Origin of the sequence: Streptomyces sp. NPDC005722 (assembly GCF_040630935.1) — a bacterium.
In the GTDB taxonomy this organism is placed as follows: Bacteria; Actinomycetota; Actinomycetes; order Streptomycetales; family Streptomycetaceae; genus Actinacidiphila.
The window spans coordinates 40,420-54,219 of sequence record NZ_JBEXYN010000023.1 but is presented as its reverse complement, the minus strand read 5'-3'; the positions used below and the strand labels follow the sequence as shown (position 1 = coordinate 54,219).

The following is a 13,800-nucleotide window of genomic DNA, read 5'->3' as shown; positions in this document are numbered from 1 at the left end:
CCCGGACTTGGAGGACCGGTGCGTCTCCCCCGCTCCCTTTCCGGCTGGACCATGGCCGTCTTCGGTCTGCTCGCCGCCGCGCTCGGCATCGTCGGGATCGTCTCGCCGGCCGTCCAGCTCTCCCTGCTCGGCTTCGCCCGGCCGGACCACCGCGCGGCCGGCGACCACACCCTGGTCTTCCTCACGGCTTCCTCGATGGCGGCGCTGAACATGGGCGTGTACTACGTCCTGGCGGCCCTCGCCGACTGGCGCGCCTTCTTCCGCTGGACGGTCCCGTTCCGGCTGCTGACCTTCGCCGTCTTCACCACGGCCGTGGTGGTCGGCCGGGCGCCGTCCGGCTTCCTCGGCGTCGGCGTGTGGGAGGGCGTGGGCGCGCTGGTGACGGGCGCGGCCCTCTGGTACGAGGGCCGCGGGGCCCGGGCCGCGACCCCCGGGGGCACCGCGGCCGCGTGACCCGCCCGCGCCCGGTCAGGACGTGCGGAGCGGGACCGCGCCCCGTCCGGGGCGGGCGCGGCCGCAGGGGACGTCCCCGGTCTCACCTCCGCAGGGCGCACTGCGCGCGGTCCCAGAGCCGGTCCGCGGCGATCGGGTCCACGGCGTGGGGGGCGACGCCTGCGGGGCGCCCCTCGTTCGCCTCGAGGACCGGGGCCTCCTGGTTGTGCTCGAAGTAGCGCCCGGTGACCCCGTCGAGCAGCGGGGAGGCCGCGAGCAGCACCGATGTCGAGGCGCCCTGCTCGACGGTCTTGTGGTACGGCTGCGGGATGACGGCGCCGTCCTCGTCCGTCACGCCCATCGCCCGCATGGTGGCGTCGTCGATGTGGCGCTGGAGGTTGGTGCTGAGGATCCATCCCGGGTTGAGCGTGTTCGCCGTGATGCCGTCGGCGGCCCACCGGCGGGCGGCGCCGACCGTGAACAGGACGTCGGCGGTCTTGGACTGCGCGTACGCCGTCCAGGGGTCGTAGGGACGGCGCTCGAAGTGCGGGTCCTCGAAGTCGAACGCGGCGCTCTTGTGCGCTCCGGAGCTGACGACGACCAGGCGCGCCGAGCCGGCCGCCCGCAGTTCGGGGTGGAGCGCCGTGGCGAGGGCGAAGTGGCCGAGGTGGTTGACGGCGAGCTGCAGCTCCCATCCCCGGTCGCTGACTTGGCGGGTGGGGAGGGCCATGACCCCGGCGTTGGCGACGAGGATGTCGAGCGGGCCGCTCCACTCGCGGGCGAAGCGCGCGACGGAGTCGAGGTCGGCCAGGTCGAGGGGGCGTACGTCGACCGAGCCGGCCGGGCCGGTGGCCTCGAGCCCGCGGAGTGCGGGCGCCGCTGCGGCGAGGTCGCGCGTGGCGATGGTGACGTCCGCGCCGGCCGCGGCCAGGACCCGGACGGTTTCGAGGCCGATGCCGGAGGCGCCGCCGGTGACGAGGGCGCGCCGGCCGGTGAGGTCGACCCCGCTGATGACCTCGGAGGCCGTGGCGTGGAAGGGGAAGGGGGTCTGCAGGAGGGGGTGGTCGAGCACGGTGACCTTCTCTGAAAGGGAGGAACGGCTGGTACTCGATCCAGGCTAGGAAGGGCGTCGCGTATCCTCCATAACGAAAACTCCGGAAAACTTCATCCATCGTCCAGCCACCCCAGGAGGCTCCCATGGATCCGCTCGAGGACGTGCTGGCCCTGCTGGAGACCAGGGCCCATCTCTCGACGGGCCTCGTGGCGGGCGGCGAGTGGGCCGTGCGCTTCGGGGCCCCGTCCGGGGTGAAGTTCAACTCGGTCCGGCACGGCCGGTGCCGGCTGGAGGTCGAGGGGACGGACCGGCCGGTGGAGCTGGCCGCGGGCGACTGCTTCCTGCTGACCCAGGCCCGGCCCTTCGTGCTGCGCAGCGGCCCCGGCGTGGCCGCGGTCGACGCGGCGCCGGTGTTCGCGGCGGCGGAGGGCGGCTTCGCCAGGCTCGGCCGGGGGGACGACGTCCTGCTCGTCGGCGGCCGCTTCTCCTTCGGCGACCGCGCGCGGGCCCTGCTGCTGGACGCGCTGCCGCCGGTCATCCACGTGCCCGCGGAGACCGCGCAGGCCGAGACCGTGCGCTGGGCGCTGGAACAGATCGGTCAGGAACTGCTGGGACGGCCCGTGGCCGCCACGCTCGTGGCGGAGCACCTGGCCGTCGTCATGCTGGTCCACGTGCTGCGCCTGCACCTGGCGCGCGAGGCGCACGGCGCGTCGGGCTGGCCGGCGGGCCTGGCCGACCCCGTCGTGGCGCCTGCCCTGGCGGCGCTGCACAGCGCCCCGGCGCACGGCTGGACGGTCGCCGAACTCGCCCGTGCCAGCGGGGTGTCCCGGTCCACGCTCGCCGCGCGGTTCAAGCGGACCGTGGGCTGCCCGCCGCTGGACTACCTCAGGCGGTGGCGCATCGAACTCGCCTCGCAACGGCTGCGCACGGGCACCGACACCCTGGCCGTCATCGCCCGCGCGGTCGGCTACGGCTCCGAGAGCGCGCTCAGCACGGCCTTCAAAGAGGTGACGGGGAGTTCACCCCGTGAGTACCGCAGCGGCCCCGCGGCCTGACGGGCGGATCGGGGACGGCCGGCGGCGCACGACGCGGCGTGGGCGCCGTGCGCCGCCGGACGTCCCGTTCCCGGGCGCGCGGATCAGGAGTTGTGCTTCTTCCAGTCCGCCTGGGCGGCGTTGAGCTTCCCGGCGAAGGCGTCCAGGAAGTCCTTGGCGCTCAGCCGGCCGAGGACGACCTTCTGGAACTCCGGTTCGCTGTCGGCCTTGCTGAGGGTGTTCCAGTCCGGCAGGTAGTACGGCAGCTGGACGATCCTGGTGTCGGGGTCGGTGAGCGCGTCGATGGCGGTCTTGGTGGCACCGGCGGAGGCGATCCAGTCGTCGTCCTGCGCCCCGGTGTTGGACGGGACGGCCCCGGCCGACTCGTTCCACAGGCTGTTGGCCTCCGCGGAGGCGGCGAACTCGATGAACTTCCAGGCCGCCTCCTTGTTCCCGGAGCTCTTGAACAGGCCGAGCCCGTCCACCGGGTTGGAGACCGTGGTGCGCACGCCCGACGCGTCGACCGGCATGGCCACGCCGGCGAACTTGTCCTTGCCGAGGGCGTCCAGGTGGTTCTGGTAGGAGCCCAGGTTGTGCTGGAGGATGCCGATCTTCCCGTTGTCGAACTCGGCGACCATCTTGGTGAAGTCGTTGTTGAGGTCGGCTTCCGGCGTGGTCTTCTTGTAGAGCGCCACGTACTTCTCCAGCGCGGCCACGTTCTTCGGGTCGTTGACGGTGGTCGAGTCGCCGTTCCAGAAACTGTCGATGCCCGACTGCCCGTACATCATGTCCAGGGCCTGGGCGATCGAGCCGGCGCCGCCGCGGAAGGTGAAGCCGAACTCGTTGTTCGTCCGGTCGGTCAGCTTCTCCGTCGCCGTGAAGAAGGCGTCCCAGGTGGTGGGCGCGGGCACGCCCGCGGCCTCGAAGAGGTCCGTGCGGTACCACAGGACGCCCATGTTCGCGGAGGTCGGCACCGAGAACAGCTCCTCGCCGCCGCCCGCCACCTGCACGCTCTCGACCAGGTCGGGGTCGAACCTGCCCTTGAGGGAGCTGCCGTCGATGCGGTCGGTCACCGGGTCCAGGGCGCCCTGCGCCACCAGGCTCGCGAGCATCGCGGTGCCCACGCCGCCCACGTCGGGCAGGCCCTTGCCGCCCGCTATGGCGGTGTCGTACTTGGACTGCACGTCGGCGGCGGCGACCCCGACGTACTTCACCTCGACGTCCGGGTTCTTCTTCTCGAAGCGCGAGATGATCTCCTTCCACACCTCGGTGCGGACACCGCCGTTGTTGTCCCAGAAGGTGACGGTGCCCTTGCCGCTGCCCTCGCTGCCCGAGCCGCCCTTGCCGTCGGTGCCGCAGGCGGACGCGGTCAGCGCCAGTGCGGAGACGGCCGCGACGGCGGCGGCGAGGCGCGCTCCGCGACCCATCGGTGCTCTCATGGTGACTCTCCTGTCGGGGTGTGTGCGGGTGGTGGGGACGTACGGGGCGGCCGGGGATCCGGCGCGGGTTCCGGGGCGGACGGGCCGGCCGTGATCCGGAAGCGCGTGAAGTCCGCGGTCCCGGCGGGACCGCCGTGGCCGGTGGGCGCGGTGGGGGCCGCGGCGAAGAGCCCGAGCTGGGCACCCACCCAGCGCCACGGCGTGGCGGCGAAGACCGGGCCCGAGGAGCGCGGGCCGTCACCGGTGTCCGCGGCGAAACGGCAGCGGGCGCCCGGGGTCACCTCGACGCGCAGCGACGCGCGGCCCTCCGGTGCCGGCCGGGCGTACGCGGCGTCGCGCTCGGCCCCGGCGGCGGACTCGGCGAAGCGGTGCACCAGGTGGACGCCGCCCGCCGACCGCTCCAGGCCGATCCAGCAGAAGGCGTCGCCGACGACGGCCAGTCCGGCCCTCGCGCCCTCGGCGCCCGCGTCCAGCGCGAGGTCGACGGTGACGGTGAAGGACTCTGCGGGCAGCCGCTGCAGCAGGACGTTGGGCAGCCGCCGCAGGTCGTGGGCGGCGGCGGTGCGCACGCAGGTCAGGCGCAGCGCGTCGGCGCCGTGCGCGGTGGTCCAGCCGGGCCGCGGCGGGGCGGCCCAGGACCACTGCCGGCCGAACCGTCCGCCGGGGAAGTCGTCGTCGGTGACCGGGGCCTCGGGCGGCTGCGGCCCGGCGGCCCGCGGCTTGGCGTGGACGGTCACGGGTTCGCCCGCGTCACCCGCCAGGGGCCAGCCGTCCGCGGTCCAGCGCAGCGGCTGCAGGTGCACCACACGCCCGTACGCGCCGCGCTGCTGGAAGTGCAGGAACCAGTCCTCGCCCCGCGCGGTGCGCACCCAGGCGCCCTGGTGCGGCCCGTTGACCGCGGTGCGCCCCTGTTCGAGCACGACGGCCTCCTCGTAAGGGCCGAAGAACTCGCGGGCGCGGAACGCGCCCTGCCAGCCGGTCCCCACCCCGCCGGCCGGGGCGAGGATCCAGTACCAGCCGTCGTGGCGGTGCAGCTTGGGGCCCTCGATGGTGAACCAGCCCGGGATGCGGTCGCCGTCCACGACCACCCGGCCCTCGTCGAGCAGTTCCCGGCCGTCCGCGCCCATCCGGTGCCCGGTGAGCCGGTTCTTCACCCCGGAGCGGGACCTGGCCCAGGCGTGCACCAGGTAGGCGGTGCCGTCCTCGTCCCAGAGCGGGCAGGGGTCGATAAGGCCCTTGCCGGCCTTCAGCAGGTGCGGGCGGGTCCACGGGCCGCGCGGATCGGGCGCGTTGACCTGGAACAGCCCGGCGTCGGGGTCACCCCAGAAGATCCAGAAGCGGCCGTCGTGGTGCCGCAGCGACGGCGCCCACACCCCGCAGTCGTGCCGCGGCACGGCGGACGCCCGTACGGGACGGTCCAGCGCGTGCCCGATGATCCGCCAGTTGACGAGGTCGCGGGAGTGCAGGAGGGGCAGTCCGGGGACCCGGCCGAAGCTGGAGGCCGTGAGGTAGTGGTCGTCGCCGACGGAGATGACGTCGGGGTCGGACCAGTCGGCGTGGAGCACCGGGTTGCGGTAGGTGCCGTCGCCGAGGTCGGCGGTCCAGGGGCGCATCGTCAGCCGCCCCCCTCGACGAGGCCGCGGGCGAGCGCGCCGGCGGCCGCGGGGCCGAGCCGCCCGTCGGCGACGGCGGTGGCGATCCGCCGGCTCACGGTGCCGCCCGCGGGGACGGTCAGCCGCCGGTCCCACGCGAGGGAGGAGCCGACGCCCGGGTACTCGGCGGTGCGCACGAACCAGGGGTCGCGGCGGGTCACGGCGGTCATCCCGGCGAAGACCAGCGTCCAGTCCTCACCGGACAGCGCCAGCCAGCCGGCCGCCCGGCCGTGCACGGCCTCCTCGCCCTCCGCCTCGGCGGTGAACACCCGCGCGCGCTCCGGGCCGGCGGGCGCGCGCCAGAAGAAGCCGCCGTAACCGGCGCCGGGCCGGCCGTTGCTGGCGGGGCTGCCGATGGTCAGCTCCCGGTCGCCGGGGTTGGTGAGCGCGAAGGTGACGTCGAGCGCCCAGCGGTCCTCGCCGAGCGCGCGGGCCGCGACCGTCCGGTGCTCGCGGAGCAGTTCGCGCTCCCCGTGGCGCCAGGACAGCTCCTCGGTGAAGCCGTCCGGGCCGCTGCGGAGCAGTCCCCGGTGCTCCTGGACCCCGTGGTCGTCGAGTTCCGTCGGGCCGCGGCCGCGGACGAAGGTGCGGCCGCCCCAGAAGTTGTGTCCGCCGACGTCCGGGACGGCGACGCTCACCCCGAGGTGGTGGAGGTGGTCGGCGGGCATGAACGCGGTGACGGGCACCCCGGCCAGGGTCGTCAGCGGGTGCAGGTACGGACGCGGGGAGAGCCGCCCGGGCAGCTCGGGGCGGTGGACGTACCGCCCCACGGGGCGTCCGGCGGCGTGCAGGGTCGTGGTCGTCATCGCGGCACCGTCCCGCCGGCGGCGGCCCAGGGGGCGCCCAGCTCGGAGAAGAGGGCGAGGCGCTCGGCGCCGGCGGTGACCACCGCGTCGATCCCGGTGACGACGCGCCTGCGGGACCGTTCGCCGGGTTCGGTGCGCCAGGCGTCCTCGGGCAGCGGCACCGGTTCCGGTGCCGTGCGCACGGCCTCGACGACCTTCATGAAGGCACCCGTCGCGCGCGGCGGCACGAGCAGTTCCGCGCCGTGCCGCACGTGCGCGAGGAGGTTCTCCAGCAGGTCCGTGCGCCCGTAGCGCCGCTCCCGCGGGCCGTGCCCGGCGCGTTGCAGCAGGACGCGGTCCTGCTTGTACCAGAGGGTCACCCGGCCGCGGTCGCCGTGGACGACCACGTACGGCTCGCTGTTCCGCTCGGCGCACAGGGTGGCGGTGACCGTGACGACCGTGCCCCGCGCGGTGCGCAGCCGCAGCGCGGAGGTGTCGTCCGCCTCGATGGCGTTGGCCCGGAAGAGCTCGAGCTCGATCGCGCCGACGTCCTCGGCGCGATCGCTGCCGTCCAGGGCGAGCGCGGTGGCCACGGCGTGGGCGAGCGGGTTGGTGAGCACCCCGTCGACGACGTCCGTGCCGCCGGTCCGGCGCCGCCCCGACCAGGCGGCCCGGCGGAAGTAGTGCTCCTCGCGCACCCAGTTGCCGGCCGCGCCGATGCCGCGCACCTCACCGATCGCACCGTCGGCGACGAGCGCCCGTACGGCGGCCAGGGCGTGCGAGCCCAGTGACTGGAAGCCGATCTGGCAGGCACGTCCGCTCGCCTCCGTCCCGGCGACCAGCCGCTCGTACGCGGCGTAGGAGGGCGCCGGCGGCTTCTCCAGCAGCACGTGGGCACCCTGCGCGGCCGCGGCCAGCGCCAGGTCGGTGTGCGTGTGGATGGGGGTGCAGACGATGGCGATCCGGGCGCCGGTCCGCGCGGTCAGCTCGCCGAGGTCGGTGCCGTGGACGGCCCCGGGGAACCCGGCCGGCTCGCCCGCCGCCGGCGGCACGGTGTCGCAGACCCCGGCGAGCCGTACCAGGCCGGCGGCCGACAGCCGCCGCAGGTTCGCCAGGTGCCAGGCGCCGTGGCCGCGGAACCCGGCCAGGACGACGGGCACCGGCACCGCGCCGCCGGGGGGCGCTGGGGATGGATCACGCACGTTCGGACCTCCTCGTCCACGGGGGAACCGCGGGTGACCGGCCGGGCCTCAGCCCTTGACGGCACCCGCGCTGAAGCCGGTGACCAGCCATTTCTGGATGAACGCGAAGACGATGACGACGGGCACGGCGGCCACGACGCCGCCCGCGGCGAGCGTCCCGAGCTCGACGCTCTCGCCGGAGCCGATGGTGTAGCTGAGGCCGACGGGGATCGTGTACTTCTCCTGCGTGCTGAGGAACATCAGCGAGAAGAGGAAGTGGTTCCAGCTGTGCACGAAGGCGAAGGAGCCCACCGCGACCAGCCCCGGGCGCAGCAGCGGCAGCACCACCGCGCAGAAGGCGCGGATCCTGCCGCAGCCGTCGACCCAGGCGGCCTCCTCCAGCGACACGGGCACGTTCTTGATGAAGCCGCTGATGAGGATGATCGACAGGGGCAGCTGGAAGACCGTCTCGGCGACGATGACGCTCCACAGCGAGTCGATCATGCGTAGTTCGCTGAAGATCTGGAACAGCGGCACCAGCATCAGCGCGCCCGGGATGAACTGCGAGCACAGCAGGGCCAGCAGGAAGGCGCGCTTGGCGCGGAAGTCGAAGCGGGCCAGCGCGTAGCCGCCGAGCAGGGCGATCACGGTGGTCATCAGGAGCGTGGCGATGCCGATGAGCAGGCTGTTCTTGAAGAACACGGCGAAGCCGAGGTCGTTCCACACCTTCGAGAAGTGCGCCGTGGTGGCCGGCCACGGCACCAGTGAGGTGGACCCCGAGGGGCGCAGCGCGAACAGCAGCATCCAGTAGAAGGGGACGAGCGTGAACAGCAGGTACAGGCCCAGCGGCAGGTAGATCTGCCAGCGGGGCGCGCCCGCGGTGAGCGCCCGGCGTCCGCGGCGCGGCCGGGTGCCGCCACCGCCGCCGTCGGGCCGCGCTGCGGGGGCCACGCGGGGCAGGGGGACGCCGTTGGTCTCCGGCACGGTGGTGGTCATGCGCGGTCGCCCCCGAACTTGCTGAGCCGCAGGTAGACGATGGAGCAGAACAGGAGGATCACGAAGGCGACCGTGGTGAGCGCGGACGCGTAGCCGAAGTCGTGGCCGTCGATGCCGGTGTTGGCGACGTACAGCGGCAGCGTGGTCGTCGACCCGGCGGGGCCGCCGCCGGTGAGCGTGTAGAGCAGGTCGACGTTGTTGAACTCCCACACCCCGCGCAGCAGCGTGGACAGCACGATGGCGTCCCGCAGGTGGGGCAGCGTGATGTGGCGGAACCGCCGGAGGCGGCCGGCGCCGTCGACCGCGGCCGCCTCGTACAGCTCGTCCGGGATCGACTGCAGGTCGGCGAGGATGAGGATGGCGAAGAACGGTACGCCGCGCCACAGTTCGGCCAGGACGGCGGCCGGGAAGACGGTGCCGGGGTCGGACAGCACCGAGGTGCCGTACTCGCCGATGCCGGCGTCCGCGAGGTAGCGGCTGATGCCGGTGGCGGGGTTGTACAGCAGCATCCAGATCGTGGTGGTCAGCACGCCGGAGACGGCCCACGGCGAGAAGACCAGGGCGCGCGAGAGGCCGCGCCCGACGAAGGTCTGGTTGACGACCAGGGCCAGCGCCAGCCCGAGGGCGAGCTGCAGTCCCACCTCCGCGGCGACCCACTTGAGGCTGAAGAGCAGGCTCTGCCAGAACAGCGGGTCGTCGAAGAGGATCCGGCGGAAGTTGCCGAGGCCGGCGAAGCCGTTCCGCCAGGGCTTGGTGACGTTGTGGTCCCGGAGGCTGTAGTAGAGGACGCTCACCATCGGGTAGGCGATGAAGCCCAGCATCAGCAGCACTGCGGGGGCGATCAGCAGGTACGGGGTGCGCCGGGCCGCGCCGGACGGCCGGCGCCGCGGGGGCCGGGGTGGTTTCGCCACGGCTGTGGCCATGACCGGTACTCCTTCGTACGGGTACGGGGAAAGCGCTTGCCGAGTGGTGCGGGGCCGCCACGGGCGCGGTGGCGGTGAGGGCGGTACGGGGTGGTGCGCGGCGGGACGTCAGCCCGCGTAGGGCTCCGGCACTTCTCCGGGCCGGGCCAGGAAGCGGAAGTCGCAGCCGGTGTCGGCCTGGGTGATCTGGTCCTGGTAGAGCGCGCCGTACCCGCGTCCGTAGCGCGGCGGCGGTGCCTGCCACTGGGCGCGGCGGCGTTCGAGTTCGGCTTCGTCGACCTCCAGGCGCAGGGTGCGCGCGTGGACGTCCAGGGTGATCGGGTCCCCGGTGCGGACGAGGGCCAGCGGGCCGCCCACGTGGGACTCGGGAGCCACGTGCAGCACGCACGCGCCGTAACTCGTGCCGCTCATCCGGGCGTCGGAGATCCGCACCATGTCCCGTACCCCCTTCTTCAGGAGGTGGCCGGGCAGCGGCAGCATCCCGTACTCGGGCATGCCCGGTCCGCCGAGCGGTCCGGAGCCGCGCAGCACGAGGACACTGTCCTCGGTGATGCCGAGCCCCGGGTCGTCGATGGTGCGCTGCAGCGTCCGGTAGTCGTCGAACACCACGGCCGGACCGGTGTGCTTGAGCAGGTGCGGCTCCGCGGCGATGTGCTTGATGACCGCGCCGTCCGGGCACAGGTTGCCGCGCAGGACGGCGACGCCGCCCTCGGCCGCGAGCGGGTTCTCCAGTGGGCGGATCACGTCGTCGTCGTGGACGAGCGCCCCGGCCAGCTGCTCGCGCAGGGTCGCGTGCGCGACGGTGGGCCGGTCGAGGTGGAGGACGCCCGCGTCCCGCAGCCGGGTCAGGAACCCGGGGAGGCCGCCCGCGAAGTGGAAGTCCTCCATCAGGTACCGCCCGCCGGGCCGGAGGTTCGCCAGCACCGGCACCGTGCGGGCGACACGGTCGAAGTCGTCCAGCGTCAACGGCACACCACTGCGGCCCGCCATCGCGATCAGGTGGATCACGGCGTTGGTCGAACCGCCGAGCGCGAGCACCGTCGCCACCGCGTCCTCGTACGCCTCCCGGGTCAGGATCGCCGAGGGGCGCAGGTCCTCCCGCACCATGCCGACGATCCTCCTCCCGGAGGCCGCCGCCATGCGGTCGTGCCCGGAGTCGACGGCGGGGATCGACGAGGCGCCCGGCATCGTCATCCCCAGCGCCTCCGCCGCGGCGGTCAGCGTGGAGGCGGTGCCCATGGTCATGCAGTGACCGGGCGAACGGGCCAGCCCGCTCTCCAGTTCGGCCATCTCGCAGTCGCCGATGAGCCCGGCCCGCTTGTCGTCCCAGTACTTCCACATGTCCGTGCCCGAACCCAGCACCTCGGTGCGCCAGTGCCCGGGCAGCATGGGCCCGGCCGGCACGAACACCGCCGGCAGGCCGGCGCTCGCGGCCCCCATGAGCAGCGCGGGCGTGGACTTGTCGCAGCCGCCCATCAGGACCGCCCCGTCAACGGGGTAGGAACGCAGCAGCTCCTCGGTCTCCATCGCGAGCAGGTTGCGGTAGAGCATCGGCGTCGGCTTCTGGAACGTCTCCGACAGCGTCGCGACGGGGAACTCCAGGGGGAAGCCGCCCGCCTGCCACACCCCGCGCTTGACCGCCTGCGCCCGGTCGCGCAGGTGCACGTGGCAGGGGTTGATGTCGCTCCAGGTGTTGAGGACCGCGATCACCGGCTTGCCCAGGTGCTCCTCGGGCAGGTAGCCCAGCTGCCGGGTGCGGGCCCGGTGGCTGAACGAGCGCAGGCCCTCGGTCCCGTACCACTGGTGGCTGCGGAGCTCTTCCGGCTTCTTCATGGCGGCCCTCCGTCCCCTCCCGGCTCACACGTCCCAGCCGGCGACGAGCGCGGCCACCCGCTCACGCCGGTCCGCGCTCAGCGCCCGGCTGGGCGGGCGCACCTCGCGGCGGCACAGCCCCAGCGCCGCGAGCGCCTCCTTCACCACCGACACGTTGTCGGCGGAACCCTGCTCGGCCCGCAGTTCCTCGAACTCCCTGATCTGCTCCCACACCTTCATCGCCGCCGCGTAGTCGCCGTCGCGCAGCGCGCGCAGCATCTCCAGCGACACCCGGGGCGCGACGTTGACCAGGCCCGAGGTGAAGCCGGTCGCGCCGACCGCCCAGTACGCGGGGGCGTACAGCTCGGCGAGGCCCGCGACCCACGTGAAGCGGTCCAGCCCCGCATCCCGCGCCACCGCCGCGAAACGGGCGGCGTCGGGCACCGCGTACTTCACCCCGATGACGTTCGGGCACAGCTCGCCGAGGCGCGCGATCAGTCCGCCGCCCAGCGCCGGGTTGCGGACGTACGGCACGACCCCCGTCTCCGGGACGGCCTCCGCGATCGCGCGGTGGTAGTCCACCCAGCCCTCCGGCGACACGTACGGGTGGACCGGCTGGTGCACCATCACCATCCGCGCCCCGGCGTCCCGCGCGTGCCGCGCGGCGGCCACCGCGGTCGGCACGTCGTGGCCGACGCCCACCACGACCTGGGTGCCCGGGTCCGCCTCCGCCATCGTCAGCTCGACGACCAGCCGCCGCTCGGCCGGGTCGAGGGCGTAGAACTCCCCGGTGTTGCCGTTCGGCGTCACCGTCCGCACCCCGCCGTCGAGCAGCCGGCGCAGCAACGCCCGGTACGCGGCGCGCTCCACGCCCCCGTCCGCGCCGAACGGGGTCACCGGGATCGCCACCACGTCGGCGAGCGCCGACGACTGCTCTGCGAATGACATGCGGTTGCCCTTCAACTCGGGTGACTGCGGGGTCGGGACGCGACGGAAGCGGACGCGCGGGGGGCCGTCCCCTCACCCCCGCGCGTCCGCGGCTCAGCGGGCCGGCCCGTCGTCGCCGCCGGGGAACGCACGGGCCACGAAGCTCGCGATGTGGTCGTGGAGCAGCCGCGCCGCGCCGTCCGCGTCCCCGTCCACGGCCCGCGCCAGGATCTCCCGGTGCTCGCGGGCCTCCTGCTCCCACGACGGCGTCTCCTGCCAGACCACCGCGGAGACCAGGGCCGCCTGGTCCCGTACGTCGTCCAGCATCCGGGCCAGCAGGGGGTTGCCGCACGGCGTGTACAGCGCCCGGTGGAACTCCCGGTTGGCGAGCGACCGGTCGGCCCGGTCCGCCGCCTCGTCGGCCCGCGACAGCGCGTCCCGTGCGGCGTCCAGCGGGGCGCGGTGCGTGACCGTACGGCGCAGGGCCTCCGGCTCCAGCAGCAGCCGCACGTCGTACACCTGACGCGCCATCTCCGCGTCCACGGTCCGCACGGTCACGCCCTTGTACTGGCTCATCACGACCAGCCCGGTCCCCGCGAGCGTCTTCAGCGCCTCCCGCACGGGCGTCTTCGACACCCCGAACTGCGCGGCCAGCTCGGCCTCCACGAGTGCCTGACCGGGCTTCAGGCGCCCGGTCAGGATCCCGTGCTTGATCGTTTCCAGCACGACCTGGGTACGGGACGGAATCGGCGTCGGCGCGGCGCCGGCGAGCAGGTCCATGGGGGGCTCTTTCGGGTCTCGCGTATGGCGTCTCATATATGACGTACGAAGTACGACGCGACGAAGGTAGGGCTGGGGGCGGGGTTCGTCAATGGGTCGCGCCGGGGGCGCCTGCACCGGGTTGTGGTTGCGTGCGGGTGCGTCGTGGTTTCTGTTGGGGTTTCTCCCCCACCCTCCCGCCCGATTGCCCGGCGCGATTGGTGCGGGCCTGCGCAAGTTCGTCTGGGGTCGGCGCCGCGCCGGCGCACGTCCTCAACGCTCGCGGTTTACCCCAACATCATTCGGCGCCGGGTACGCCGCTCGTCGTTTCCGGGCGCACCCCGACACACCCCCTCCCGAGGTTGGGGCGCACAACGGCCGGTGGGGGGCGAGGAGGCAGTCCGGGGCGCCCCGAACCGCCCTGTGCCCCCGCAATTTCAGCCCGGATCGCTCGGTTCAGGGTTCACCGCTCGTTCCCAGCCTTCGGCGAGGCGGAGCACCCCGACACGTCCCCTCTTCCTGTGTGGGCGCACGACGGCCGGTGAGGGTGGGGTGGCGGTCCGGGGTTGTCGTCCCTGTCTACTTTGGGCACCCGCACGGCCGGTGGTCCCGCGCCATTGTGAAGGCCTCCCTACCCCCTCCTCCGGGCTGGCGACTGACGCCAACGTCATGCCGCGCAGGGTCGGCCGCTCTTCCCCTTTGATCCGCGCGCCTGGCCGAAAGCTGGAGAAGACGGGCGGCAGACCCGGTGCCGAATGGTGCGGTTTTGAGCGGAGGGGCTGTGGGGGTCAAAGGGCGGTTCCGGG

Annotated in this window: 12 protein-coding genes; 2 read left to right on the top strand and 10 right to left on the bottom strand. The window is 73.7% G+C overall.

All coding sequences use genetic code 11. The features are described 5' to 3' along the window. The first annotated feature begins 51 nt into the window (after positions 1–51). Positions 52–453: a hypothetical protein gene (locus ABZ479_RS24875; protein WP_500463678.1), complete on the top strand. Its 402-nt coding sequence runs from the start codon at positions 52–54 to the stop codon at positions 451–453. 82 nt (positions 454–535) lie between these two features. Here ABZ479_RS24875 and ABZ479_RS24870 read toward each other — a convergent pair whose 3' ends face one another. Continuing rightward, positions 536–1,504, bottom strand: a complete 969-nt coding sequence (locus tag ABZ479_RS24870; RefSeq protein WP_500463614.1) for an SDR family NAD(P)-dependent oxidoreductase — start codon at positions 1,502–1,504, stop codon at positions 536–538. A gap of 125 nt (positions 1,505–1,629) precedes the next feature. Here ABZ479_RS24870 and ABZ479_RS24865 point away from each other — a divergent pair, with 125 nt between their 5' ends. Then, complete coding sequence (locus tag ABZ479_RS24865) at positions 1,630–2,541, top strand: AraC family transcriptional regulator (RefSeq protein WP_500463613.1); 912 nt, start codon at positions 1,630–1,632, stop codon at positions 2,539–2,541. Positions 2,542–2,624: 83 nt separating this feature from the next. Here the strand turns inward: ABZ479_RS24865 and ABZ479_RS24860 are convergent, their stop codons facing one another. From ABZ479_RS24860 to ABZ479_RS24820, 9 genes are all read right to left on the bottom strand, one after another. Continuing rightward, positions 2,625–3,959 carry an ABC transporter substrate-binding protein gene (locus tag ABZ479_RS24860; protein WP_500463612.1) on the bottom strand — a complete coding sequence of 445 codons (1,335 nt, stop codon included), beginning with the start codon at positions 3,957–3,959 and terminating at the stop codon, positions 2,625–2,627. Then, positions 3,956–5,572 carry a glycoside hydrolase family 43 protein gene (locus ABZ479_RS24855; protein WP_500463611.1) on the bottom strand — a complete coding sequence of 539 codons (1,617 nt, stop codon included), beginning with the start codon at positions 5,570–5,572 and terminating at the stop codon, positions 3,956–3,958. The genes ABZ479_RS24860 and ABZ479_RS24855 overlap by 4 nt, the downstream gene beginning before the upstream one ends. 2 nt (positions 5,573–5,574) lie before the next feature. Beyond that, positions 5,575–6,417, bottom strand: a complete 843-nt coding sequence (locus ABZ479_RS24850; RefSeq protein ID WP_500463610.1) for a DUF6807 domain-containing protein — start codon at positions 6,415–6,417, stop codon at positions 5,575–5,577. Next, positions 6,414–7,598: a Gfo/Idh/MocA family protein gene (locus ABZ479_RS24845; RefSeq protein WP_500463609.1), complete on the bottom strand. Its 1,185-nt coding sequence runs from the start codon at positions 7,596–7,598 to the stop codon at positions 6,414–6,416. The genes ABZ479_RS24850 and ABZ479_RS24845 overlap by 4 nt, the downstream gene beginning before the upstream one ends. Positions 7,599–7,646: 48 nt before the next feature. Further along, complete coding sequence (locus tag ABZ479_RS24840) at positions 7,647–8,573, bottom strand: carbohydrate ABC transporter permease (RefSeq protein WP_500463608.1); 927 nt, start codon at positions 8,571–8,573, stop codon at positions 7,647–7,649. Beyond that, on the bottom strand, positions 8,570–9,496 hold the full coding sequence (locus tag ABZ479_RS24835; protein WP_500463607.1) for a carbohydrate ABC transporter permease: 927 nt from the start codon (positions 9,494–9,496) through the stop codon (positions 8,570–8,572). The genes ABZ479_RS24840 and ABZ479_RS24835 overlap by 4 nt, the downstream gene beginning before the upstream one ends. A gap of 108 nt (positions 9,497–9,604) precedes the next feature. Further along, positions 9,605–11,329, bottom strand: coding sequence for an L-arabinonate dehydratase (gene araD / locus ABZ479_RS24830; protein WP_500463606.1), 1,725 nt, complete (start codon positions 11,327–11,329; stop codon positions 9,605–9,607). A gap of 24 nt (positions 11,330–11,353) precedes the next feature. Next, positions 11,354–12,256, bottom strand: a complete 903-nt coding sequence (locus tag ABZ479_RS24825; protein WP_500463605.1) for a dihydrodipicolinate synthase family protein — start codon at positions 12,254–12,256, stop codon at positions 11,354–11,356. Between the two features lie 93 nt (positions 12,257–12,349). Further along, a complete protein-coding gene (locus ABZ479_RS24820; RefSeq protein ID WP_499606170.1) occupies positions 12,350–13,015 on the bottom strand; it encodes a GntR family transcriptional regulator in 666 nt (221 codons plus the stop codon). Between the last annotated feature and the right edge of the window lie 785 nt (positions 13,016–13,800).

Coding starts and splice junctions, on each gene's coding strand:
- ABZ479_RS24875 (WP_500463678.1), top strand. CDS start 52: ATGGCCGTCTTCGGTCTGCTCGCCGCCGCGCTCGGCATCGTCGGGATC.
- ABZ479_RS24865 (WP_500463613.1), top strand. CDS start 1,630: ATGGATCCGCTCGAGGACGTGCTGGCCCTGCTGGAGACCAGGGCCCAT.
- ABZ479_RS24860 (WP_500463612.1), bottom strand. CDS start 3,959: ATGAGAGCACCGATGGGTCGCGGAGCGCGCCTCGCCGCCGCCGTCGCG.
- ABZ479_RS24855 (WP_500463611.1), bottom strand. CDS start 5,572: ATGCGCCCCTGGACCGCCGACCTCGGCGACGGCACCTACCGCAACCCG.
- ABZ479_RS24850 (WP_500463610.1), bottom strand. CDS start 6,417: ATGACGACCACGACCCTGCACGCCGCCGGACGCCCCGTGGGGCGGTAC.
- ABZ479_RS24840 (WP_500463608.1), bottom strand. CDS start 8,573: ATGACCACCACCGTGCCGGAGACCAACGGCGTCCCCCTGCCCCGCGTG.
- ABZ479_RS24835 (WP_500463607.1), bottom strand. CDS start 9,496: ATGGCCACAGCCGTGGCGAAACCACCCCGGCCCCCGCGGCGCCGGCCG.
- araD (WP_500463606.1), bottom strand. CDS start 11,329: ATGAAGAAGCCGGAAGAGCTCCGCAGCCACCAGTGGTACGGGACCGAG.
- ABZ479_RS24825 (WP_500463605.1), bottom strand. CDS start 12,256: ATGTCATTCGCAGAGCAGTCGTCGGCGCTCGCCGACGTGGTGGCGATC.
- ABZ479_RS24820 (WP_499606170.1), bottom strand. CDS start 13,015: ATGGACCTGCTCGCCGGCGCCGCGCCGACGCCGATTCCGTCCCGTACC.